The sequence below is a fragment of the Ochrobactrum quorumnocens genome, from assembly GCF_002278035.1.
Classification (GTDB): Bacteria; Pseudomonadota; Alphaproteobacteria; order Rhizobiales; family Rhizobiaceae; genus Brucella; species Brucella quorumnocens.
Map to the genome: position 1 here is coordinate 1,759,962 of NZ_CP022604.1, position 24,483 is coordinate 1,784,444.

Consider the following 24,483-nt stretch of genomic DNA (forward strand, 5'->3'; position numbering starts at 1 on the left):
TTTAAAAACATCATTAATCATCATGTTCGCATATAAAAATGCGTCTCTCAAAATAGCTTTGGGAAAACGCTGGAAATCTAAATAATAAATCAGAATAATTTATAGTCGTATTTCTTCAACAAGCCGATTGCCTGTTGCATTCAACTCATAACGTGTGCGCTGCGTCCGTTCATCACGCTGCCGGATGCGGATATAGCCCCCATCAGCGCCAAGAGCTACAACCTCACGCAACACAAGAGCGTGAGCTACTCCAAGTATTCGTGAAAAACTGCGACTGTCCGATGCTATATCAAACGCAAGCGCAGCAATAATACCGGCGCCAAGCCGCGAAATCCTACCTGATGCAGCTTCAAGCGCATCCACCAGTGCCATATACTCGGCTTCTTCCATCAGGCATTCACCGCCTGAACTGGGCGGAAAGAAACGATCACCGATTTTGACGTTGGCGTGTAACTTTCGTCACCGGCACTACTAAGCGGCACCAGCACATTCATTTCCGGGTAATAGCCCGCGATACAACCACGCGGAATATCATAGGGCACAAAGCGGAAATCACGTGCAACGCGTTCAACCCCATCTGCAAAATCACCGACAACATCGGCTCGATCACCCGCTTCAACACCAATGTCCGACATATCAGCAGGGTTCATGAAAACCACCTGCCGCTCGCCATAAACGCCACGATAGCGGTCGTCCATGCCATAAATCGTCGTGTTGTACTGATCGTGACTGCGGAAAGTCTGCAAGACATAGCGTCCGGGCTTTCCACGCGCCTGTTGATGCTCGACGGCCTCTGGCATCGCCCCGCTCCAGAACGTTGCTTTACCGTTAGGCGTTACCCATTCCAGTTCGCGCGCCGTGTTGCGTAAATGGAAACCACGCGGCACACGGACACGCACATTAAAGTCATAGAAATCGGGCAAGACCCGCGAAATATGATCGCGGATAAGGTCGTAGTCATCAGCCAGTTCTAACCAATCGACAGGCTTTGCACCCAATGTTGCATTTGCCATGCCGGCAATGATTGCAACTTCCGAGCGGAGCAACGCCGAAGCCGGGTGGTTGATGCCGCCTGATCCATGCACCATGCTCATGGAATCTTCGACGGTAACAATCTGCGCCACACCTTTGGAATTAAGATCAATCTCGGTGCGCCCGAGACACGGCAAAATGAACGAATCCTGCCCCGGCAAAAGGTGCGAATGGTTGAGTTTCGTTGCGATATGCACGGTCAATCGCTGGCTGGAAAGTGCCTTGATAATCATCGGACTGTCAGGCGTTGCGCGGGCGAAATTGCCACCCAGAGCAATAAAGGCTTTCGCCGATCCATCGAGCATGGCTCCGATCGCACCAAGCACATTGTGCCCCGGTTCGCGCGGCGCTTTGAAACCAAATTCCTTTTCCAGCGCATCCAGAAAGTCGGCAGACGGGCGTTCATTGATTCCGACCGTGCGATCACCCTGCACATTGGAATGGCCACGAACCGGGCACAGCCCCGCGCCTGGCTTTCCAATATTGCCGCGCAGCAGCATGAAATTGGTGATTTCGCGGATCATAATCACCGAATGACGATGTTGCGTGATACCCATCGCCCAGGTGCAGATAACGCGGCCAGCCTGCATGTAAATGTGAGCGGCATGTTCCAGAGACTGACGCAGAAGCCCCGACTGGTCCTCAATTTCGTCCCATGAAGTTGCATCGACAGCTGCACGATAAGCTTCGAATTCCGCCGTATGCTCTGCCAGAAATTCACGATCCAGAACCGACGGTTCACCAGCTGCGAGCGCTGCATCATCAGCCGCAAAGACCGCCTTGGCCATGCCACGGAACGCGGCAAGATCGCCACCAAGACGCGGTTGATAATAATCGCTGGCGATAGCTTCACTGCCGCCATGCATCATTTCAAGCTTGTTTTGCGGATCGGCGAAGCGCTCAAGTCCGCGTTCGCGGACCGGATTGAAGACCACGATCTTGGCACCGCGCTCTGCTGCGCGCCGCAGATCGCCAAGCATGCGGGGATGGTTGGTGCCGGGATTTTGTCCGACTACAAAAATAGCATCGGCTTGCTCGAAATCCTCAAGCAAAACAGTTCCCTTGCCAACACCTACCGATTGTTTGAGCGCCACACCGCTGGCCTCATGGCACATGTTGGAGCAGTCAGGGAAATTGTTCGTGCCATAAGCCCGCACGAAAAGCTGATAGAGAAATGCCGCTTCGTTGGATGCACGGCCCGAGGTATAAAATTCCACACGGTCTGGCGTATCGAAGCTCTTCAATGTGTCGCCAATAGCGCCAAAAGCTTCATCCCACTCAACGGCTTCGTATTTGTCGGTTGCTGCATTGTAGCGCATCGGATGCGTCAGACGCCCCGTGTTCTCGAGCGCATAATCGGTCCACGATTGCAGTTCCGAAACCGTATGCTCTGTGAAGAACTTCGGTGTTGTGCGTCGCTCGGTCGCCTCCCAGGCCACCGCCTTCACACCGTTCTCGCAGAACTCGAACGACGAGCCGTGCTCGGGATCGCCCCATGCGCAACCAGGACAATCGAAACCGTCTGGCTGGTTGGCCTTGAGAAGAGCACGCGCACCGGTAAGCGGTGCACCGCTGGCAAGCAATTGCTTGCCACAGCTTTTCAATGCGCCCCACCCACCTGCAGCACTCGACCGCTTGCCGATGAACTTGGGTCCCGAAGCTTTGCTCATGTCGTCATCCTCAATTGCATAGCTTTTGCGCTCAACGCGTATCACATAACGATGCAATATTTCTCACAATTTCGGCATCCACTATGCGCCCAAAATGGCCAATCGCCGTCGTAAAGACACTACTGGTCACTCCAATATCGCACCGACCATAGAAGCCGACTTTTAATATAGTTGAATTACACAGCCCATTAAATAGAGTGCTCCCCAAAAGTGTGAAACGGTTTGCACTTGATTTCAGGTCAACAATCCTTCATGCGATTGGTAAAGAAAACTGACCACAAGGGGTGGGAGAATGCCGAACATCGTTGAGATTGCCGATCTGAAACGGCTTGCACAACGTCGTGTCCCGAAGATGTTCTTCGATTATGCTGATTCCGGCGCTTGGACTGAGTCTACTTATCGGGCAAACGAAGCTGATTTCGCAAAGATCAAACTGCGTCAGCGCGTGTTGGTCGATATGACCAATCGTTCGCTTGAAACAACAATGGTTGGTGAAAAGGTGGCCATGCCGGTCGCCCTCGCCCCGACAGGTCTCACCGGCATGCAGCATGCCGACGGCGAAATGCTCGCAGCGCAAGCCGCAGAGGCCTTCGGCGTACCATTTACACTGTCGACGATGAGCATTTGCTCCATTGAAGATGTTGCATCCGTGACCAAGAAGCCATTCTGGTTCCAGCTTTACGTGATGAAAGATCGAGAGTTTGTAAAGAACCTGATCAGCCGCGCCAAAGCTGCTGGCTGCTCTGCGTTGGTTCTCACGCTTGACCTTCAAATTCTGGGCCAACGCCACAAGGATCTGCGCAACGGACTTTCGGCTCCGCCAAAGTTTACGCCGAAGCACATCTGGCAGATGGCAACCCGTCCCGGCTGGTGCATGGGGATGCTCGGCACGCAACGCCGTACGTTCCGTAACATTGCAGGCCACGCCAAGAATGTAGCCGATCTCTCTTCGCTGTCCTCATGGACTGCGGAACAATTCGATCCGCAGCTCAACTGGAACGACGTTGCGTGGATCAAAGAACAATGGGGCGGCAAGCTGATTCTCAAAGGCATACTCGACGTTGAGGATGCAAAGATGGCAGCGAAGACCGGTGCCGATGCGATTATCGTGTCGAACCATGGCGGCCGTCAGCTTGATGGTGCGGTCTCCTCAATTTCGATGCTCAAGCCAATTGTTGACGCTGTCGGTGACAAGATCGAAGTACATATGGATGGCGGCGTCCGTTCGGGTCAGGATGTATTGAAAGCCCGTGCCCTTGGTGCACAGGGGGTCTTCATCGGCCGTCCATTCCTGTATGGGCTTGGTGCAATGGGCAAAGAAGGCGTAACGCTCGCGCTGGAAATCATTCGCAAAGAACTCGATATCACCATGGCGCTTTGCGGCAAGCGCAACATTAACGATATCGATCAATCGATCATCCATTCGGTCGATTTCAAGTAAAAATTGTAGAACCCGGCTTAGACCGGGTTTTTCAACGCCTGTATCATGGCTTTACCAACTACGAATACTACCTCTAGTTTAGTGTTCACTAATAAGAAGTAACGATAGTTTAAGCATATTCATTTACCATCTTTAGCCAACGGTTCGGGAACCGCGATTATTTCGGTTGGAGTTGGGTAGATGAGATATGTTTCCGCGATAGCGCTCATGGCATGCAGTATGCTGATCAGTGCAAATGGAGCGCACGCTGCTGACATTGTTTATGAAGAACCGGTCGTGGTGGCACCCGTCCCTCTTGCCTCTGCCTGGTATATTCGCGGCGATATTGGCTATAATTTCAAGAATAAGACTGATGGCGATTGGGCATTCTGGAATCAGTTTGATCCACCTTATCGTGGCATCGATGATACTTTGCGCTATGACGATTTCAAACTCAAAGGTGGCGCTTCCTATGGTGTGGGTGTCGGCTATCGTTTCAATGAAATGTTCCGTACCGATGCAACGCTTGATTTCTTCCGTGCAGGCATCAGAGGTCGCACCGATTGCCCAAGCTACGTAAAATCGGCGCTCGGCTTCAACCCGATTGAAGACAATTGCCATTATGAAGACTCTTCGACAGCCAATGTCTGGACAGCAATGGCCAATGCCTATGTCGACCTGCCTAAAATGGGAATGGTAACACCTTATCTCGGCGCAGGACTGGGTGCAGCTTATGTGAAGTACGACACCTGGAAAACCAAGGAAATCTGCTCCATATGCACCTATACCAGCGACAAGGACGGCCTCGACAGCTGGCGCTTTGCCATGGCTCTGATGGCCGGTGTCAGCTACGATCTGACCGATCAGCTCAAGCTTGATCTTGGTTACCGTTATCTGAGGGTGAACGGCGGCAAGGCCTATGGTTACGATGCTGCTGACCGCAGCACAAACCCGTTTGGCAACGTTGAAGGTCCGGGCGCAACTGGAACACAGGCCAAGGACAACGGCTTCAATATCCATACGGTCCGTGCGGGTCTTCGCTACGAATTTCGTTAAAATTGGCCTACTACATAATTTAGAGCGCATCCCGAAAAGTGTGAAACGGTTTTCGGACAAAGATGCGCGTTAAAACAGATAATTAGAGCGGCCTTTGTGCTCCCAAGAGAGCGCATGGCGCTCGCTCTAGATTCTTTTAACTGTCGCATGTTCGCGAACGTTAAATGAATCCATTTGAGCGCGACATGCTTTAGTCACTATCGAAAAGCCCGGCATTTTGCCGGGCTTTTTTATGCTCGTGCAGCCGGTGCTTTTGAGAGAAGCACCGTGCGGATTGCAAAGCTTGAATGAATGCGCGCAACGCCGGGCAGACGTGATAGAATTTCCTTGTGAATGATTTCATAGGAGGCCGCGTTTTCTGCTTCGACCCGCAGGATGTAATCAGCATCCCCCGTCATCAGGTAGCATTCCTGCACTTCCGGATGGCGGCGCACAGCTTCTTCAAAACGATTGAGATATTCTTCCGTTTGGCGATCCAACGTGATGCGAACGATTGCAACCAGCCGCTCATCGCCCCCAGAAGAACCGACAATCGCGGTATAACCGCGAATAACACCGCTTTCCTCAAGTATCTGCACGCGCCTGAGACAGGCCGACTGCGAAAGGCCAACTTCGCTGGCAAGCTGGCTGTTTGTCATACGGCCATCGCGTCTTAAAGAACGGATGATATTGCGGTCTATGCTGTCCAGTGTCGCCATGAATATTCTTCGAACAATGAGCTAATAAGTGCGTAAATCATGCTAATTTTCGCATAATCTACGACAAAATGCAAAAACATTCGAATAGTCTTCGACTATCATGGTCTCTATTGCTTTGGGGGCAAGGAATAGCGACCAGTCAGCCGCAAAAGCCCGACACCTAAACAATGTGCTTTTGGGAGGAAGCGGATTAAATTCCAGGCATCCCACTAACAAACCGAGCGCACTGGAAATGACCGATATGTCGATGCATTTTTCTCAAACGGAACGAGACCTCGCCGCAGGCGGTGTTCTCACCATCGACTTGGCAGCCCTGCGTCACAATTACTCGACGATTGCAAAGCGCATCGCGCCAACCCGCGCAGCTGCTGTTGTCAAAGCTGACGCTTATGGCTTGGGCGCCGACCGCGTAGCGCCAGCTTTCTATGACGCAGGCTGCCGCGATTTCTTCGTCGCCCATCTTGGCGAAGCAATTACGCTGCGCCCTTTTCTCAATCCTGATGCGACGCTTTATGTGTTGAATGGCCTTCAGCCCGGCACGGAAGCTGCCTGCGCACGTGAGAACATCCTGCCTGTTCTCAACTCACTGGAGCAGATTGAAAACTGGTCGGCACTTGCCGCAAGCCTGAACGAAAAACTGCCCGCTCTGCTGCAAATCGATACCGGCATGTCGCGCCTTGGTCTGTCAGCCAAAGAACTTGATCAACTGGTCGATGACCAGCATCTGCTTGACCATATCGATGTAAAATTCGTCATCAGCCATCTTGCAAGCGGCGATGAACCGGAAAACCCGGCAAATGCCCGCCAGCTTGCGGCCATGAATACAGCTCTCGCACGTTTGCCAAAACTGCCTGTGGCCTTTTCAAATTCCGGCGGCTGTTTCCTTGACAACACCTATCACTACAATCTCGCCCGTCCCGGCGTAGCCCTCTATGGCGTCGGTCCTGAAAGGGGCGAGAATCCTATGAAGCCGGTCCTTGAGCTATCAGCGCGTGTTATCCAGGTGCGTGACATCGATAAGGGTGCGGCAGTCGGTTACGGCGGCACATTCGTAGCAAGCAAGCCTACGCGGATTGCAACCATTGCGGTCGGTTATGCCGATGGTTGGTTCCGCGCTTTGAGCAATAAAGGCTCGGCTTTCTATGGCGACACGCGCCTGCCGATTGTTGGTCGTGTTTCGATGGATTCGATCACGCTCGATGTAACAGCACTTCCAGAAGACACGCTCAAGCTCGGCAGTCTGGTCGAACTCGTCGGACCACATCAGCGGCTCGAAGATGTAGCGCGGGATTGTGACACCATTCCTTATGAAATCCTGACTTCGTTAGGCCACCGCTATACCCGCGTTTACGTCGATAGCGAAACTGGCACACACGCATAATAATAAGAGGCGAACAATGCAGATCACCATTCTCGGCAGCGGCGTCATCGGCGTCACCAGCGCCTACTATCTGGCCAAGCTTGGCCATGAAGTCACTGTCGTTGACCGCGAGGAAGGTCCTGCACTGGAAACCAGCTTCGCCAATGCCGGGCAGGTTTCGCCGGGCTATGCATCGCCATGGGCAGCACCCGGCGTTCCTATGAAAGCCGCCAAGTGGCTTTTCCAGAAACATGCACCGCTGGTTCTCCGCCTGACCACAGATCCAAAGCAATATAGCTGGCTGTTGCAGATGCTCGCGAACTGCACCGAGAGTCGCTACAAGATCAATAAAACCCGCATGGTTCGTGTGGCCGAATATAGCCGCGATTGCCTTGTCGCACTGCGCGAGGAAACAGGCATTCAATATGACCAGCGCACACAGGGCACTTTGCAGCTGTTCCGCGAGCAGTATCAGCTCGACGGCATCGGCAAGGATATTGAAGTTCTGCGTCAGGATGGCGTGCCGTTTGAAGTGCTCGACCGCGAAGATTGCGTGCGGGTTGAGCCTGCTCTGGCCCGCGCCAGAGACAAGTTCGTCGGTGGTCTGCGCCTGCCCCATGACGAAACCGGCGATTGCTTCAAATTCACCAATGAACTGGCCAAAATCGCCGAAGGCCTTGGCGTCAAATTCCGCTTCGGCGTCGACATCAAATCGCTGCTGATCTCTGGCGGCAAGGTTTCCGGCGTTGAGACTTCAGAAGGTGTTCTGACGGCTGATCGCTATGTCGTGGCAATTGGCAGCTACACGCCCGCTCTGGTCAAGTCGCTTGGCCTGAACGCTCCGATCTATCCGGTCAAAGGCTATTCGATCACGGCTCCGATCATCAATGAAGAACTGGCTCCGGTCTCGACCGTGCTTGATGAAAGCTACAAGATTGCCATCACCCGCCTTGGCGACCGCATCCGTGTGGGTGGCATGGCCGAAGTCTCCGGCTTTACCAAAGACCTGCCGGCTGCACGTCGCGCAACGCTCGATCTGTCGGTGAGCGACCTGTTCCCTGGTGGCGATCTCAAGGCTGCAACCTTCTGGTCTGGACTGCGTCCGATGACCCCGGATTCAACGCCGATCATCGGTGCAACACGCTACGACAACGTGTTCATCAATGCGGGCCATGGCACACTTGGCTGGACCATGGGACCGGGCTCAGGCAAGCTGCTTGCTGACCTCATATCCGGCAACACACCGGATATACGCGCCGACGACCTTAGCATTGCGCGATATAATTGAGCTGTTCACTCAGCCAATCATATGGCGCAGCAATCCGGCCGATGCAATTGCCACAACGACCGTAACGAGCATCGGAAACCGTGTTGCGGCGGCAATGGTCAGCGCAAGTGCAATCATATCGGCTGGATTACCGGTGAAAAACTCTGGCGCAATAACGCTGATCAGCACGCAGCCGGGCGCGCTTTCCAGCAGCATCTGCGCTCGCGGGCTCAAAGTGCGATTTCGAAGGAAAATGTAACCGCCGATGCGGGTCATGTAAGTGACCGACGCCATCAGCAATATGGTCAGAGCGTGGATAGGATCGATCATCATTCTGGCTTTGCCTGCTTCCAGGCCACGATCAGGCCAGCAGCGACACCCGCTGGCACATACCAGGCGCCAGGAATGCTCAGATAGGTTATGCCCGCAACAATAAGGCTCACGAGCCATGGCAGAGCGGCAACCGGCCCCTTCCACATGCTGGCAAGAATAACGATAAAGACTGCTGGAAACGCCATATCGAAGCCGAAGCGCTTCACGTCACCAAGAACCGGACCAACCAGCGCGCCGACAGTCGTGAAGAAAATCCAGGTTGCGTAAAGGCCAAGTGCGGCGCCAAAATAATAGCGAATGCTGAAACGGTTGCCCGACTTGCGCGCATCAGCAAGTCCCATGGCCCAGCTCTCGTCACACATGAAGAACAGCGTCAGAAAAGCCTTGCGCTTCGGCAGATGCTTGATAAGCGGCGCAAGCGCTGCACCCATCAGGAAATGCCGACTATTGACCAGAAATGTGATCGCGACAATCAGCAGGATATGCGGCGGAGACGTCCAAAGTCCAATGGCAGCAAATTCCGAACCACCGCCAAAATTCAGGCCGGTCATCATCGGCACTTCAACCGGGCTCAGACCCTTTTGTGTGGCCTGTGCGCCCAAGAGCAGTGCGAACGGAACAAAACTCAGACAGACGGGAATGGCTTCCCGCAGGCCGCGCAGGCCTTCAGATCGCCGGGAGACGCCGCTTTGCCCCTCGACAAAATCCATACTACGCATCGACTATTTCCTTTTTGAAGAGCAACAATGCGCTCATTCCGAACCGGGAAAATACGTCAATTCGTGCAGATTATTGTTGCTTTTACGCTCTTAATACACAAAATATTGGCTGTAAATATCAACAATATGTCATTAGGCGCATTATAATGCCAACATCAATTGATGCAATTGATCGTGCCATCCTCCGGGTACTCCAACAGGAAGGTAAGATTAACAACACCGAACTTGCCGAGCGTGTTGGCCTTTCCCCTTCCCCGTGCCTTCGCCGGGTGAAGCAGCTGGAAGATGCTGGCTTCATCGAACGCTATGTCGCTCTGGTCGATGCTGCGAAGCTCGGAATGGGCTTCACCGTTTATGTGCGCATATGGCTGACAGGCCAAGATGAAGAGACTGTCACAAGCTTTGTGAAGGCGATTGAAAAGCTGCCGCAGATTGTCGAATGCCATTTGATGGCGGGTGATTGCGATTTTCTGCTGCGCGTCATTACGCCTGATCTGGAAGGTTTCAGGAAATTCCAGATGGAATATATCGGCAAGATAAAAGGCGTTCGGAATATAAAATCCGAAATCCCGATGCAGCAGATAAAGCGCTCATGGGTCGTGCCGCTATAGGCACTTTGGGCAACGGATTAGAAACTTGGTGGTGTGCAGGCGCTTACCACCTCGCAGGCCACCGGTCCCACGCATTTGAACCGATGCGGCAGCTTGCTTGAGAAGTAATAGGCATCGCCCGGCCCCAAGATTCGGCGCTCGCTGCCGACCGTCACTTCGATGCGACCGGAAATGATGATGCCCCCCTCTTCACCTTCATGCATGAGCAGAACCTTGCCGGTATCCGACCCCGGCTCGTAGCGCTCTTTGAGGATTTGCAACGAGCGCGAAAACAGATGATCCCCCACCTGCCGATAGGAAATTGGCCCCTTGCCGATCTCCACCAGTTCATCCGCCTGATAGAAGACCTTGTGCGGCGCATCCGGCTCAAGCGCAAAAAACTCGGCCATTCCGATAGGAATTCCATCCAGAATGCGCTTTAATGCACCAACCGACGGATTGGACTGATTGGCCTCGATCAGCGATATGGTGGAATTGGTCACGCCAGCACGTTTTGCAAGTTCTCGCTGAGACAGATTCTGCCGCATTCGCACATAGCGTAGCCTGCCTCCGATATCGATGCTCATCGACGGTTCCCCTTATTGTTTATGATGTTCGATATATCACAAACTTTTATTTCATAGCACGTAGTTTCAATAAGTTAAATTTATAGAGAAAAGGACTTGTTGCCTTCGATAATGCATGGCCTCCTGTTCTCAAAATAGGAGGTCTTAATGCTTAACAACACCAACGCGCCAAGTCTTGATAACTTCTGGATGCCGTTCACGGCGAACCGCCAGTTCAAGGCCGCCCCACGCCTGCTCGCAAGCGCTTCGGGCATGTATTACACCGATGTCGACGGCCATCAGGTTCTGGATGGCACGGCTGGCCTTTGGTGCTGCAATGCCGGTCATGGCCGCAAGCAGATCACTCAGGCCGTTGAACGCCAGATCTCGACCATGGACTTTGCGCCGACCTTCCAGATGGGCCACAACGTCGCTTTCGACTTTGCCGAAAAGCTCGCAGCCATTGCGCCCGGCGGCCCGGACGCCAAGCTTGATCGCGTGTTCTTCACCAATTCCGGCTCGGAATCGGTCGATACCGCACTGAAGATCGCCATCGCCTATCAGCGCGCCATTGGTCAGGGCACCCGTACCCTCATCATCGGCCGTGAAAAAGGCTATCACGGCGTTGGCTTCGGCGGCATTTCTGTCGGTGGCCTCGTCAACAACCGCCGCGTCTTCCCGCAGATTCCTGCCGATCACATGCGCCATACGCTCGATATTGGCCGCAATGCATTCTCCAAGGGCTTGCCAGAACACGGCATTAAACTTGCCGACGATCTGGAACGTCTGGTTCAGCTGCACGGCGCAGAAAAGATTGCCGCCGTCATCGTTGAGCCAATGTCCGGCTCTGCCGGTGTTGTGCTTCCGCCAAAGGGCTATCTCGAACGCATTCGCGCGACCGCTGACAAGCACGGCATTCTGGTGATCTATGACGAAGTCATCACCGGCTTCGGACGCCTCGGCACACCATTTGCTGTCGATTATTTCGGCGTAAAGCCTGATCTCGTCACCACCGCCAAGGGCCTCACCAACGGCGCCATCCCGATGGGTGCAGTTTTCGCCAGCCGCACAGTACATGATGCGCTGATGACCGGCCCGGAAAACGCCATCGAGCTCTTCCATGGCTACACCTATTCCGGCCATCCGGTTGCCTGTGCTGCCGGTCTTGCCACGCTTGAAATCTACGCCGAAGAAGGTCTTCTGACCCGCGGTGCAGAACTGGCCGAGCATTGGCAGAACGCACTTCATTCGCTCAAAGACGCACCAAATGTCATCGACATCCGCAACCTCGGCCTCGTTGGCGCTATCGAACTGTCGTCACGCGAAGGCGCCATCGGCGCACGCGCTTACGATGTCTTTGTCGATTGCTTCAAGAAGGGTCTTCTGATCCGTGTGACCGGCGATGTGATCGCGCTTTCGCCACCGCTCATCGTGGAAAAGGAACAGATCGACACCATCGTTTCCATGATCGGAGATGCGCTTAAACGCGCGGCCTGATCACCACCCAGATCGAGCCGCAACTTGGCCGCCGCTTTCCTCTGCGGCGGCTTTTTTCATGAGAATTTCTAACAAAACTGCGAAGCAATTTCACAATATAGCTTGCAAAAACAATTAGATAGAGAATTTGCGGCCTTGTACGGAACCAAAACTGCTCTATGAATCACATTCTGCGGAAAGTGGTCCAAGGGATTCTGCACATTATCATTTTAGCGGCCACTAAGTGCGAAGCCACCAAAAGCGTAATAACGTTACATTACATCACTCAAACTAACTCTGAGAAGGCGTAAACTTCGCCACAAGCGCATGACTATCACCGGGATAGGTGAAGCGCACATGCGTCACCGGCTGATCGGCGTTCCAGGTCTGGCGCTCGACGACAAGACAGGGCGAACCGGCAGGCACACCAAGCGTCGCAGCGTTTTCCTCGGTTGAGACAACCGCTCGGATGGAATGCTGCGCATTGCTCCACGGCACGCAGGAAACAAGCCATGGACCGGGTGACTGCTCCGCAAAATTAGTACTGGCTGCACTTGGCACAGCATCGAGACTGATGAAGCGTTCTTCCAGCGCAAAGACCCGCTTCCCTGCATAATGACGGCAGACAAGTTCGATCAGCGGCGTGTGTCGCGGCATGTCGATATGGCGCGCATCGGCAGGGCCGCTCAACCGCTCGTTTCGTTTCAGCAGCTCAAAACGATAAGGCACGCCAAGCGCTGCAACCTCGTCGCGAATATCATGGATTTCAAGAATCGCGGCTTGCGACTGCGGGAAGGAAACAAAGCTGCCCGAACGGCGCTTTCGCTCAATCAGACCGGCTTTTGCCAGCTGCGTCAGCGCCTTGTTCACGGTCATGCGCGAGCAACTATAATACTCGGTCAGCTCGTGCTCAAACGGGATGCGATGACCGGGCTGCCATTCGCCAGAAATAATGCGCGTTTCAATATCATCCAGAATACGCTGATGCAGCGATATCGTAGCTTCGCTTTGTCTGGATGAAATATCCTGCACTTTGTTCCCTTTAATTAGTTCAGCAATTCGCCGATTGCTTTCTGGAAAGCACGCTCTGCCGCATCGCGCAAGCGGTGATGTCCACGCTCCACCTGTTTCACGCCGCGCACCCACACATCAGAGGCACGCGCACGACCGGCAAAAATCCAGCCATCGAGAACCGCATCCCCTTTCGCATGGGGCAAACGCTCAACATCAAGCGATACAAAATCTGCCGAAGCACCCTGTTTCAAGCCATCGCCTTCGCGACCCATGGCAACATTGCCGCCTGCCAATGCACCATCAAACAAGGCTCGTCCGGTTGAGCCTTCATTTTTCGCCAGAACATTGCGCGCGCGATGCAGCAAACGCTGCGAATATTCATACTGCCGCAACTCATCGCCAATGCCGATCAGCACGTTCGAATCCGACCCGATGCCAAACTTGCCGCTCGCGGCAGCAAACGCTGCTGCATTGAAAGTGCCGTCGCCGAGATTGGCCTCCGTCACCGGGCAAAGACCCGCAATCGCACCAGCCTCGGCCATGCGCACGGTTTCCGCATCGGTCATGTGCGTTGCGTGAATGAGGCACCAGCGCGACGACAATTCCTGATGGTCAAGCAGCCATTCGACAGGTCGCTGCCCAGACCACGCAATGCAGTCCTCAACTTCCTTTACCTGCTCGGCAATGTGAATATGCACTGGCGCGTCGGGCAAAAGCTTCGCTGCAAATGTCAGCTCATCCGGGGTGACCGCACGCAGGCTGTGGGGCGCCACGCCAAGCACAGCACCGTCGAAGCCAGAAAGAGCCCTCTCGCAGCCCTCGATCAGCCGCGCAAAACTCTGCTGATCGTTGATGAAACGGCGCTGCCCCTCATTGGGATCGGCACCGCCAAAACTTGAATGCGCATAAAGCACCGGCAACAAGGTCAGACCGATGCCAGCAGTTTGCGCTGCCGAGACAATGCGATCCGCCATTTCCGAGATATTGCTGTAAGGCGTGCCGTCGCGATCATGATGCAGATAATGAAACTCACCAACGCGGGTAAACCCGGCTTCCAGCATATCGACATAGAGCCGCAACGCGACTGCTTCCGCCTGTTCCGGCGTCATGGTCAGCGCGAACTTATACATGATCTCGCGCCAGCTCCAGAAACTGTCAGCCGATGGGCCGCGCCGTTCAGCAAGGCCAGCCATGCCATATTGAAACGCGTGGCTGTGAAGGTTTGGCATCCCCGCTACGATCACCTCATAGCGCTCGTCTCCCGTTTTGGCTTCAACGCCAATCTCGACAGAAGCAATTTTTCCCTGAACTAAGCCAAGCCGCACATCCTCTGCCCAGCCCGTATGCAAAAGTGCCTGACCAGCGTGGATAAATTGTGTTTTTGGGACTGCGGCTGACATTCGGCGAAGCTCCTCATTCCGCCCAATTTACCCACCCATTTTTTAACAGATAGCAATTGGATGCATTTTTTCTCTTGGCGGTTCCGTTAATATGTATATACATTATTGAAAACCAGGGGAAGCGAGAAAACGCTCATGACACAGAAATCGAACTTCGTTTTAACGCAGGCACGCATCGCCACTCTATCGGAAAAGGCAGATGGACTTGGTTTGATCGAAGCTGCAGCAACTGCCGTCAAAGATGGCAAAATCGCTTATGTCGGCGCAGAAATTGATCTTCCTGCTGAATATGCCTCGCTTGAGAAGATTGACTGCGAAAACCGCCTGATCACGCCCGGTCTGATCGACTGTCACACGCATCTGGTCCACGCAGGCAATCGCGCGCATGAATTTGAGCTGCGCCTGAATGGTGCCACTTACGAAGAAGTTGCGCGCGCGGGCGGCGGCATTGTTTCCTCTGTTAAAAACCTGCGTGCGGCCAGCGAAGATGATCTGGTCCGTGAAACCCTGCCACGCCTTGATGCGCTGATTGCTGAAGGCGTGACGACGGTTGAAGTCAAATCGGGTTATGGCCTCGATACGGAAAGCGAAGCAAAGTCATTGCGTGCGGCTCGGCGTCTTGGGCATGAACGCGATGTCGCTATTCGCACGACCTTCTTGGGCGCACACGCTCTGCCGCCGGAAATGAATGGCGACAAAACGGCTTTCATCGACAAGATCGTCAACGAAATGCTGCCTGCTATTGCGAGCGAAAATCTCGCCGATGCAGTGGACGGATTCTGCGAAGGCATCGCCTTCCTGCCTGACGAAATCGCATGCGTTTTCGATGCCGCAAAGGCTCATGGCCTTCAGGTCAAACTCCACGCAGACCAGCTTTCCAATCTGCATGGCGCAGCTCTTGCCGCTTCATATGATGCGCTTTCCGCCGATCATCTCGAATATACCGATGCGGAAGGTGCAGCCGCCATGGCGAAGGCCGGAACTGTCGCAGTTCTGCTTCCCGGCGCTTATTATTTCATCCGCGAAACGCAAAAGCCGCCAGTTGATCTTTTCCGCGCGGCTGGCACCAAAATGGCGCTTGCAACCGACAACAATCCCGGCACTTCGCCGCTCACCTCGCTTCTGCTCACCATGAACATGGGCGCAACCCTGTTCCGTATGACGGTCGATGAATGCATTGCGGGCGTCACCCGCGAAGCAGCCCGTGCCCTTGGTTTGCTCGACAAGACCGGAACGCTTGAAGTCGGCAAGGACGCGGATCTTGCCATCTGGAGTGTCGAGCGTCCGGCAGAGCTTGTTTACCGCATTGGCTTCAACCCGCTCTGGAAGCGGGTTTTCAAAGGCCAAATTTAATCAGAGTTTATTTCAACGCGCATCTTGTCCGAAAACCGCTTCACACTTTTCGGGATGCGCTCTTATGGAGCTTTCCATGTCCCTCGTTCTTCGTCCCGGCAGCGTTTCGCTTGGCATACTTGAACAAATCTATCGCGGCAATCTCGCCGCCCGCATTGATCCGTCCTTTCATAAGGGCGTTGAAAAGGCAGCGGCACGCATCGCCGAAATCGCCGCGGGCGATGCACCGGTTTATGGCATCAATACCGGCTTTGGTAAGCTTGCCTCTATCCGTATTGCTCCCGAAGACGTGGCAACACTTCAGCGCAATCTGATCCTGTCGCATTGCTGTGGCGTGGGTGAACCGCTGAGCGAAGACATCGTGCGCCTCATCATGGCGCTGAAACTCATTTCGCTTGGCCGTGGTGCATCGGGCGTGCGGCTCGAACTCATTACACTCATCGAGGCCATGCTTGAAAAAGGCGTGATACCAATGATCCCGGCCAAGGGTTCGGTTGGTGCTTCTGGCGATCTCGCACCGCTCGCTCATATGGCAGCGACCATGATTGGCGAAGGTGAAGCCTTCTATCAGGGCGAACGCCTGCCATCTGCTGACGCGCTCAAGAAAGCAGGCCTAAACCCGGTTATTCTGGCTGCCAAAGAAGGTCTGGCGCTGATCAACGGCACACAGACCTCGACTGCACTGGCATTGGCCGGTCTGTTTCGCGCACATCGTGCATTGCAGGCAGCCCTCATCACCGGCGCGCTTTCGACCGATGCGGCGATGGGTTCAACTGCCCCGTTCCATCCGGATATTCACACCCTGCGCGGACATCAGGGCCAGATCGATACGGCCGCAGCACTGCGCAATCTCCTTTCCGGTTCGGTCATTCGCGAGAGCCATCTTGAAGGAGACCAACGCGTGCAGGACCCTTATTGCATCCGCTGCCAGCCACAAGTTGACGGTGCCTGTCTCGATATTCTGCGTCAGGCCGCTCGCACGCTGGAAATCGAAGCCAATGCCGTTACTGATAACCCGCTGGTTCTCTCCGATAACAGTGTTGTCTCAGGTGGTAATTTCCATGCCGAACCTGTTGCTTTCGCAGCCGACCAGATCGCGCTTGCCGTCTGTGAAATTGGCGCAATTGCCCAGCGCCGGATTGCACTTCTGGTTGATCCAGCGCTGTCCTTTGGTCTGCCTGCCTTCCTTGCCAAAAAGCCGGGCCTCAATTCCGGCCTGATGATTGCGGAGGTAACCTCCGCAGCACTGATGAGCGAAAACAAGCAGATGGCGCATCCGGCATCGGTTGATTCCACACCGACCTCCGCCAATCAGGAAGACCACGTTTCCATGGCCTGCCACGGTGCGCGCCGCCTGTTGCAGATGACCGAAAACCTCAACGCTATCATCGGCATTGAAGCACTGACCGGCGCACTCGGCGTCGAACTGCGCGGCCCACTCGAAACCAGTCCAGAACTGAAAAACGCCATCGCCGTTCTGCGCGCGCATGTGCCGACGCTGGAAGTTGATCGCTACATGGCCAACGATTTGGCAAGCGCAAGCTCCATCATCGCCGATGGCTCTTTTACCGGCAGCATCAGCGCAAACATCCTGCCTGCACTGGAGGCCTGATATGAGCGCCTTTGAACTCCATCAGGGTTCATCACCCGTCATTCTCGGCCTGCCCCACACCGGAACAGATGTGCCGGAAGACATCTGGGCACGGCTCAATGACAATGGCCGCATTCTCGCCGACACCGACTGGCATATCCATCAGCTCTATGACGGGCTGCTGGACAATGTCACGACCGTCCGCGCCACCTTTCATCGCTATTGCATCGATGCCAATCGCGATCCCGAAGGCGTCAGCCTCTATCCCGGCCAGAACACCACGACACTGATCCCGACCACCGACTTCGATGGCCTTGCCATCTGGAAAGACGGCGAAGCGCCTAAAGAAGCGGATATTGCTGACCGTATCAGTCGCTTTCACAAGCCTTATCACGATGCGCTTTCAGCCGAAATCGAACGCGTGAAGGCGATCCATGGCGTGGCGATCCTTTATGATTGCCACTCGATCCGCTCGCATATTCCGTTTCTGTTTGAAGGCAAACTGCCTGATTTCAACATCGGCACAGATTTAGGCAAAACCTGCGATCCGAAGATCGAAGCCGCAGCCGTGGAAGTGACCCAAAACGCCACCGGCTACACGTCCATCCTCAATGGCCGTTTCAAGGGCGGCTGGACGACGCGCCATTACGGCAGGCCCGAAACCGGCGTCCACGCCATCCAGATGGAACTGGCGCAATCAACCCATCTCGAAACGGAAGCGGTGCCCTTCGCCTATGATACCACCAAGGCTGAACCGCTGCGTATTCATCTCAAAACCCTTTTGCAACGGCTGCAAACAATAGCCGTCCAACTATAATTTCGAGGAGAACACTGTGTCCAACCCACGTCATAATGAACGCGACGTTCGTGCTCCACGCGGCACCGAACTCAACGCCAAGAGCTGGCTTACCGAAGCGCCGCTGCGTATGCTCATGAACAATCTCGACCCGGATGTTGCCGAACGCCCGCATGAGCTGGTTGTCTACGGCGGCATTGGTCGCGCTGCCCGCACATGGGACGATTTCGACCGTATCGTTGCAACGCTGAAGACGCTCAACGACGACGAAACCCTGCTTGTGCAGTCGGGCAAGCCGGTCGGCGTGTTCCGCACCCACAAGGATGCGCCGCGCGTTCTGATCGCCAATTCCAACCTCGTGCCGCATTGGGCGACTTGGGATCACTTCAACGAACTGGATAAGAAGGGTCTCGCCATGTATGGCCAGATGACCGCCGGTTCGTGGATTTACATCGGCGCACAGGGCATTGTTCAGGGCACCTATGAAACCTTCGTGGAAGCTGGTCGCCAGCATTATGATGGCAACCTCAAGGGCAAGTGGATTCTGACCGGCGGCTTGGGCGGCATGGGCGGCGCTCAGCCGCTCGCAGCCGTTATGGCTGGCGCTTGCTGCCTCGCGGTCGAGTGCGACGAAACTCGCGCTGATTTCCGCCTGCGCACCCGTTATGTCGATGAAAAGACCCACAGCCTCGATGAAGCCCTCGCCAAGATCGACGAATGGACCAAAGCAGGCGAAGCCAAGTCTATTGCACTGATCGGCAATGCCGCTGATGTTTTCCCGGAACTCGTCAAGCGCGGCGTGCGCCCAGACATCGTCACAGATCAGACCTCGGCCCATGATCCTGTGCACGGCTATCTGCCAATCGGCTGGAGCGTTGCTGAATGGCGCGCAAAGCAGGAAAGCGACCCGAAGGGCGTTGCGAAAGCTGCCCGCGCTTCGATGAAAATGCAGGTTCAGGCTATGCTCGACTTCTGGAATGCGGGCATTCCAACCGTCGATTATGGCAACAATATCCGTCAGATGGCGCTGGAAGAAGGTCTGGAAGACGCCTTCGCCTTCCCGGGCTTCGTACCTGCCTATATCCGTCCGCTGTTCTGCCGCGGCATTGGACCTTTCCGCTGGGCAGCCCTTTCCGGCGACCCGGAAGACATTGCAAAGACTGATGCCAAGGTTAAAGAGCTGCTGCCGGACAACAAACATCTGCACAACTGGCTTGATATGGCGAAGGAACGCATCGCGTTTCAGGGTCTGCCAGCGCGCATCTGTTGGGTTGGTCTCGGTGATCGTCACCGCCTCGGCCTCGCCTTCAACGAAATGGTCCGCAACGGCGAACTGAAAGCACCTATCGTCATTGGCCGTGATCACCTCGATAGCGGCTCGGTTGCTTCGCCAAACCGCGAAACCGAATCCATGAAGGACGGCTCGGATGCAGTGTCCGACTGGCCGCTGCTCAATGCGCTGCTCAACACGGCATCGGGCGCAACATGGGTATCGCTCCATCATGGTGGCGGCGTCGGCATGGGCTTCTCTCAGCATTCGGGCATGGTCATCTGTTGTGACGGCACGGAAGATGCAGATGAACGCATCGGACGCGTATTGTGGAACGATCCGGCAACCGGCGTCATGCGTCATGCCGATGCGGGCTATGAAGAAGCGCTCGACTGGGCAAAGCAGCAGGGTCTGCGTCTGCCGGCCATCCTGGGTAATTAATCCATGCACATCTTACGCAGCGCCGACCACAAACACATGCCATGGAAAAACGGCGGCGGTGTAACGGTTGAAATTGCGATCAATCCTGAAAATGCGTCAGTCGATAATTTCGACTGGCGCATTTCCACAGCAACCGTTGCCAATGACGGCCCGTTTTCGGTTTTCTCTGGCATTGATCGCACATTGTCGGTGCTGGAAGGCAACAGCATTGTTCTCGATGTTGAAGGTGTGGAAACCACCCTCACCCGCGAGACAGCGCCCTTTGCTTTTGCCGCCGATGCCAGCTCTGGTGCCCGCCTCATCGACGGAACAATCACCGATCTCAACGTCATGACGCGACGCGGACGCTTCACGCATCACGTCGAACGCATCGTCATTGATGATTCGAGAATTGTTGCATCCAATCGCGGCACCATGCTTATTTTCTGTGCAGAAGGCAATTTCGATCTAAAAACAGACAGCAGAATCGCGCATCTGAGCCTGCATGATTGCTTGGTCATGTCGGGAGAGGCTCAGTTTTCTCTAGAACTTATTGGTAAGGGGATCGTCTATCGGATTTCGATTATAGAAGTATAATCAACAATCTACGGGAAATTTGAACAGTTTGGCGGCCAAAGGATTCTTTACGCGCCTCTCTGGACAGAAATCTCCGCCCTGCTAATTTGTCCGCAACCGATATGTATATGCTTAAAACACTATAAAAGGGGTACTCGCATATGAAAACATCCTGGTTGGCTGGCGCTGCGGTTGCAGCGCTCACCTTCGCTTCTGCCGCACAGGCAGAAACAAATGTTTCGATTGGTTTTTCCGGCTGGACCGGCTTTGGTCCGCTGACGCTCGCCAAGGAAGCAGGCATCTTCAAGAAAAACGGCCTCAACGTCACGCTGAACAAGATCCCACAGGCAAGCCGCCATCTGGCTCTGGCTTCCGGCGATATTCAGTGCGCTGCAACCACTGTTGAAACATGGATCATCTGGAACTCGGCAGGCGTGAAGTCCAAGCAGATTTTCCAAATGGACAAATCCTATGGCGCTGACGGCATCGCCGTGCGTGGTGATGTCAATTCCTTTGCTGATCTCAAAGGCAAAACGGTTGCGGCGTCGGCTCCCGGCACTTCACCGTACTTCTTCCTTGCCTTCATGCTGGCCAAGAATGGCATGACCACCAAGGACGTGAAGATCGTCAACATGGAGCCGGGACCGGCTGCACAGGCTTTCGTTGCAGGGCAGAACGACGCTGCCCTGACCTATGAACCATATCTGTCGACGGTACGTGCAGCACCCGACAAAGGCAAAATTCTTGCCACAACACTCGAATATCCGGCTGTCATGGACACCGTTGGCTGCACCCCGGATTTCCTTGAAAAGAACCCGGAAGCCGCAAAGGCACTCGCCAACAGCTATTTCGAAGCGCTTGAAATGATCGCAGCCGATCAGGCTAAGTCCTACGAAATCATGGGCAAGGACGTGAAGCAGTCGGGCGAAGAATTCGGTAAATCCGCAGCTTATCTGCGCTGGCAGGACAAGGCCGCCAACCAGAAGTTCTTTGAAGGCGAGTTCAAGGAGTTTTCGGAAGAAGCCACCAAGCTCCTGCTTGACGCTGGCGTGATCAAGAACAAGCCGAACCTCGACGATATTGTCGATACAAGCTTCATCAAGTAATCACATCGAGAAAGCAGGCTCGGAGTTCGCTCCGGGTCTGTTTCATTTCCGCTCCATTCTGAGGAGCGACCGTCTCACTAAACGGATATGTCTATGCAGCCTATGCAACCGATTGGAAACGGAGCCCGAATTCTTCTGGGAATTCTGTTCTTCGTGCTTTTCTTTGCTTTCTGGGGCGTCGCCACGCTCGGAGGCTTCGTTTCCCCCACCTTCCTCGCCGATCCGATCACCATGGTTCAGGACGGATGGGATCTCATCGCCAATCAGGGCTTCCTTTCGGATATCGGTATGACTGTCTGGCGCGTGCTGGGTGGCTTCATCATGGCAAGCATCGTTGCCATTCCGCTCGGCATAGCCATGGGTGCATATAAACCCATTGAAGCGCTGCTCGAACCGTTCGTCTCCTTCGCACGCTATTTGCCTGCATCGGCTTTCGTACCGCTTCTCATTCTGTGGTCGGGCATTGGCGAAACGCAGAAGCTGCTCGTCATCTTCATCGGCGCAGTCTTCCAGCTCATTCTGATGATCGCTGTCATTGTTTCCAACACGCGCCGCGATCTGGTTGAAGCAGCCTATACGCTTGGCGCGAAAGACCGTGGCGTTATTCGTCGCGTATTGATGCCTGCAAGCGCACCCGATATCGCAGAAACGCTGCGTCTCGTGCTTGGCTGGGCCTGGACTTACGTGATCGTTGCAGAACTGATCGGCGCATCATCGGGCATCGGCTACATGATTATCAATTCGCAGGCGCTTATGGCCACCGGACAGATCATTTTCGGTATCATTGTGATCGGCGTTATTGGCCTGATTTCCGATCTGGCCTTCAAATATTTCAACCGCTGGCTCTTTGCCTGGAGGTTCGCATAATGGTTACGGCATCCCAGCAGGAACTTGTTATCAAAGGTGTGAGCCGCACATTCCCAGGTGTTCATGGCGGCGGACCTACTTTGGCATTGCAGCCAACAGACCTGATCATTCCCAAGAATGATTTTGTCACCATTCTCGGCCCTTCGGGCTGCGGCAAGTCCACGCTTCTGCGCATCATTGCCGGTCTCGACAAGCCAAGCACCGGCACGGTGACACTGGAAGGTCAGCCCGTCAAAGGGCCGGGTGCCGATCGCGGCATGGTGTTCCAGTCCTATACACTGTTTCCATGGCTCACCATTCGGCAGAATGTTGGTTTCGGCCTGCGCGAAAAAGGTATGCCGGAAAAACAGGCGCGCGAAATTGTCGATAATTATATCGACAAGGTTGGCCTGCGCGGGTTTGAAAACCATTGGCCGAAGCAGCTTTCAGGCGGGATGCAGCAGCGCACGGCAATTGCCCGTGCGCTTGCCAACGATCCGAAGATTCTGCTGCTCGACGAGCCTTTCGGCGCGCTCGACAACCAGACCCGCGGGCTGATGCAGGAACTGCTGCTCGGTATCTGGGAGCGTGAGCAGAAGACAGTCGTCTTCGTCACCCACGATATTGAAGAAGCCATCTTCATGGCGACCCGCGTGGTCACGATGACGGCTCGTCCCGGCAAGATCAAATCGATCACCCCAGTCGATATCGAGCATCCGCGCTCCTACCATGTGAAGGCCAGCCCGGAATTTTCAGAACTACGTCTGAAGCTCACCGAAGAAATCCGCAGCGAAGCAATCACAGCCGCCAAGCAGGCCGCCTGAAAATAGATGTTTCGCTTCACGCGTTGAAGGCATAAGAAAAGGCTGCGATGTTCTTCGCAGCCTTTTTCTTTTTAGCGTTTGCGCGCATCTGATCCGAAACCGCTACACACTTTTCGGGATGCGCTCTTTTCGGGATTCATCATGGCCGTTTCAGCAGAACTTGAAGAACGCATCGTTTACGTGAATGGCGAATATGTCGCCGCGCGCGATGCCAAAATCTCGATCTTTGATCGTGGTTTTCTCTTTGGTGACGGAATTTACGAAGTAACCGCCGTGCTTGACGGCAAGCTGATCGATAGCAATCCGCATATGAAGCGCCTGCGTCGTTCGACAGGTGAAATCGGCATTCCGATGCCGATGAGCGAAGATGAGATTGTCGAGATCGAGCGCGAACTGATCCGCCGCAACAATCTGACCGAAGGTCTGGTCTATCTTCAGGTGACGCGCGGCGACGGTCGCGACCGTGATTTCGTTCCTACAAAGGACATGAAGCCTTCTGTGGTGCTTTTCACGCAGTCGGTATCACTGATCGAGAAACCTGTATTGAAAACCGGCGCACGGGTACTCTCCCTTGAAGACCTGCGCTGGAAACGCCGCGACATCAAGACCGTTTGCCTTTTGCCGCAGGCTCTCGCCAAGGAAATCGCCAAGGGTTCCGGTTGCGATGAAGCCTGGATGTTAGAGGACGGCTATGTCACGGAAGGCGCATCTTCGACCGGCTATATTGTCACGCAGGATGATGTCATCGTCACCCGCCCAAACAGCAACGCGGTCCTGCCGGGCTGCACGCGCCTGTCGCTGCTGCAACTGATTGCTGAGACCGGCATGAAGCTTGAAGAGCGTCTTTTCACGATTGATGAAGCCTATGCTGCGAAAGAAGCTTTCATGACCAGCGCGGGTACTTTTGTAACGCCGATTTCGTTTATCGACAACAAGCCTATTGGCGGCGGCAAGCCCGGTCCGGTTGCGCTGAAGCTGCGCGAGATTTATCTCGACCACGCGCGCCGTACGGCGATCTGAAAAATACAAACTGAGCTAAAAATACAAATCGGGCCGGAACAATGTTCCGGCCCGAATGGCTTCTGCCTCCCTCTCCCAAA

Annotated in this window: 23 protein-coding genes; 15 read left to right on the top strand and 8 right to left on the bottom strand. The window is 54.6% G+C overall.

Features of this window, described 5'->3' with window-relative positions; genetic code table 11:
- Positions 1-99 precede the first annotated feature (99 nt).
- Together CES85_RS18040 and CES85_RS18045 are read right to left on the bottom strand one after the other, a co-directional pair.
- Positions 100-390: a hypothetical protein gene (locus tag CES85_RS18040; RefSeq protein ID WP_404901385.1), complete on the bottom strand. Its 291-nt coding sequence runs from the start codon at positions 388-390 to the stop codon at positions 100-102.
- On the bottom strand, positions 390-2,702 hold the full coding sequence (locus tag CES85_RS18045) for an FdhF/YdeP family oxidoreductase (protein ID WP_095447955.1): 2,313 nt from the start codon (positions 2,700-2,702) through the stop codon (positions 390-392). The genes CES85_RS18040 and CES85_RS18045 overlap by 1 nt, the downstream gene beginning before the upstream one ends.
- 292 nt (positions 2,703-2,994) lie before the next feature.
- Between CES85_RS18045 and CES85_RS18050 the strand changes: the two genes are divergently transcribed.
- Both CES85_RS18050 and CES85_RS18055 read left to right on the top strand, forming a co-directional pair.
- Positions 2,995-4,143 (top strand): alpha-hydroxy acid oxidase, encoded by a 1,149-nt coding sequence (locus tag CES85_RS18050; RefSeq protein WP_095447171.1) that lies wholly within the window; start codon positions 2,995-2,997, stop codon positions 4,141-4,143.
- A gap of 180 nt (positions 4,144-4,323) precedes the next feature.
- On the top strand, positions 4,324-5,178 hold the full coding sequence (locus CES85_RS18055) for an outer membrane protein (RefSeq protein ID WP_095447172.1): 855 nt from the start codon (positions 4,324-4,326) through the stop codon (positions 5,176-5,178).
- Positions 5,179-5,408: 230 nt separating this feature from the next.
- On the opposite strand, the gene CES85_RS18060 is transcribed toward CES85_RS18055, so the two are convergent.
- Positions 5,409-5,876, bottom strand: coding sequence for an Lrp/AsnC family transcriptional regulator (locus CES85_RS18060; RefSeq protein ID WP_095447173.1), 468 nt, complete (start codon positions 5,874-5,876; stop codon positions 5,409-5,411).
- 232 nt (positions 5,877-6,108) lie between these two features.
- On the opposite strand from CES85_RS18060, the gene alr reads away from it, so the two are divergent.
- A complete protein-coding gene (alr, locus tag CES85_RS18065; protein WP_095447174.1) occupies positions 6,109-7,257 on the top strand; it encodes an alanine racemase in 1,149 nt (382 codons plus the stop codon).
- 16 nt (positions 7,258-7,273) lie between these two features.
- The gene (locus CES85_RS18070) at positions 7,274-8,524 is read left to right on the top strand and encodes a D-amino acid dehydrogenase (protein ID WP_095447175.1); all 1,251 of its coding nucleotides are present in this window, start codon (positions 7,274-7,276) and stop codon (positions 8,522-8,524) included.
- Positions 8,525-8,533: 9 nt separating this feature from the next.
- On the opposite strand, the gene CES85_RS18075 is transcribed toward CES85_RS18070, so the two are convergent.
- Positions 8,534-8,833 (bottom strand): AzlD family protein, encoded by a 300-nt coding sequence (locus CES85_RS18075; protein WP_095447956.1) that lies wholly within the window; start codon positions 8,831-8,833, stop codon positions 8,534-8,536.
- The gene (locus CES85_RS18080; protein WP_095447176.1) at positions 8,833-9,546 is read right to left on the bottom strand and encodes an AzlC family ABC transporter permease; all 714 of its coding nucleotides are present in this window, start codon (positions 9,544-9,546) and stop codon (positions 8,833-8,835) included. The genes CES85_RS18075 and CES85_RS18080 overlap by 1 nt, the downstream gene beginning before the upstream one ends.
- 155 nt (positions 9,547-9,701) lie before the next feature.
- On the opposite strand from CES85_RS18080, the gene CES85_RS18085 reads away from it, so the two are divergent.
- Complete coding sequence (locus CES85_RS18085) at positions 9,702-10,166, top strand: Lrp/AsnC family transcriptional regulator (protein WP_079212180.1); 465 nt, start codon at positions 9,702-9,704, stop codon at positions 10,164-10,166.
- A 17-nt stretch (positions 10,167-10,183) separates the two neighbouring features.
- Here CES85_RS18085 and CES85_RS18090 read toward each other — a convergent pair whose 3' ends face one another.
- Positions 10,184-10,732 carry a cupin domain-containing protein gene (locus tag CES85_RS18090; protein WP_095447177.1) on the bottom strand — a complete coding sequence of 183 codons (549 nt, stop codon included), beginning with the start codon at positions 10,730-10,732 and terminating at the stop codon, positions 10,184-10,186.
- Between the two features lie 147 nt (positions 10,733-10,879).
- Between CES85_RS18090 and aptA the strand changes: the two genes are divergently transcribed.
- The gene (gene aptA / locus CES85_RS18095; protein WP_095447178.1) at positions 10,880-12,208 is read left to right on the top strand and encodes an omega-aminotransferase AptA; all 1,329 of its coding nucleotides are present in this window, start codon (positions 10,880-10,882) and stop codon (positions 12,206-12,208) included.
- A gap of 270 nt (positions 12,209-12,478) precedes the next feature.
- On the opposite strand, the gene hutC is transcribed toward aptA, so the two are convergent.
- Positions 12,479-13,219, bottom strand: a complete 741-nt coding sequence (gene hutC, locus CES85_RS18100) for a histidine utilization transcriptional repressor HutC (protein ID WP_095447179.1) — start codon at positions 13,217-13,219, stop codon at positions 12,479-12,481.
- 14 nt (positions 13,220-13,233) lie between these two features.
- Positions 13,234-14,601 (bottom strand): formimidoylglutamate deiminase, encoded by a 1,368-nt coding sequence (locus tag CES85_RS18105; RefSeq protein ID WP_095447180.1) that lies wholly within the window; start codon positions 14,599-14,601, stop codon positions 13,234-13,236.
- Between the two features lie 135 nt (positions 14,602-14,736).
- On the opposite strand from CES85_RS18105, the gene hutI reads away from it, so the two are divergent.
- The 9 genes from hutI to CES85_RS18150 all read left to right on the top strand — a co-directional run bounded on the left by hutI (position 14,737) and on the right by CES85_RS18150 (position 24,403).
- A complete protein-coding gene (gene hutI, locus CES85_RS18110) occupies positions 14,737-15,954 on the top strand; it encodes an imidazolonepropionase (RefSeq protein ID WP_095447181.1) in 1,218 nt (405 codons plus the stop codon).
- Positions 15,955-16,030: 76 nt separating this feature from the next.
- Positions 16,031-17,566, top strand: coding sequence for a histidine ammonia-lyase (gene hutH / locus CES85_RS18115; protein ID WP_095447182.1), 1,536 nt, complete (start codon positions 16,031-16,033; stop codon positions 17,564-17,566).
- Position 17,567: 1 nt separating this feature from the next.
- Positions 17,568-18,362 carry an N-formylglutamate deformylase gene (gene hutG, locus CES85_RS18120; protein WP_095447183.1) on the top strand — a complete coding sequence of 265 codons (795 nt, stop codon included), beginning with the start codon at positions 17,568-17,570 and terminating at the stop codon, positions 18,360-18,362.
- Positions 18,363-18,378: 16 nt separating this feature from the next.
- On the top strand, positions 18,379-20,052 hold the full coding sequence (gene hutU, locus CES85_RS18125; RefSeq protein WP_095447184.1) for a urocanate hydratase: 1,674 nt from the start codon (positions 18,379-18,381) through the stop codon (positions 20,050-20,052).
- Positions 20,053-20,055: 3 nt separating this feature from the next.
- Positions 20,056-20,628 carry a HutD/Ves family protein gene (locus tag CES85_RS18130; RefSeq protein ID WP_095447185.1) on the top strand — a complete coding sequence of 191 codons (573 nt, stop codon included), beginning with the start codon at positions 20,056-20,058 and terminating at the stop codon, positions 20,626-20,628.
- 140 nt (positions 20,629-20,768) lie between these two features.
- Positions 20,769-21,713, top strand: a complete 945-nt coding sequence (locus tag CES85_RS18135; RefSeq protein ID WP_095447186.1) for an ABC transporter substrate-binding protein — start codon at positions 20,769-20,771, stop codon at positions 21,711-21,713.
- Between the two features lie 93 nt (positions 21,714-21,806).
- Complete coding sequence (locus tag CES85_RS18140; protein ID WP_095447187.1) at positions 21,807-22,580, top strand: ABC transporter permease; 774 nt, start codon at positions 21,807-21,809, stop codon at positions 22,578-22,580.
- On the top strand, positions 22,580-23,383 hold the full coding sequence (locus CES85_RS18145) for an ABC transporter ATP-binding protein (protein WP_095447188.1): 804 nt from the start codon (positions 22,580-22,582) through the stop codon (positions 23,381-23,383). The genes CES85_RS18140 and CES85_RS18145 overlap by 1 nt, the downstream gene beginning before the upstream one ends.
- A 138-nt stretch (positions 23,384-23,521) precedes the next feature.
- A complete protein-coding gene (locus CES85_RS18150; protein WP_191793572.1) occupies positions 23,522-24,403 on the top strand; it encodes a D-amino-acid transaminase in 882 nt (293 codons plus the stop codon).
- Positions 24,404-24,483 lie beyond the last annotated feature (80 nt).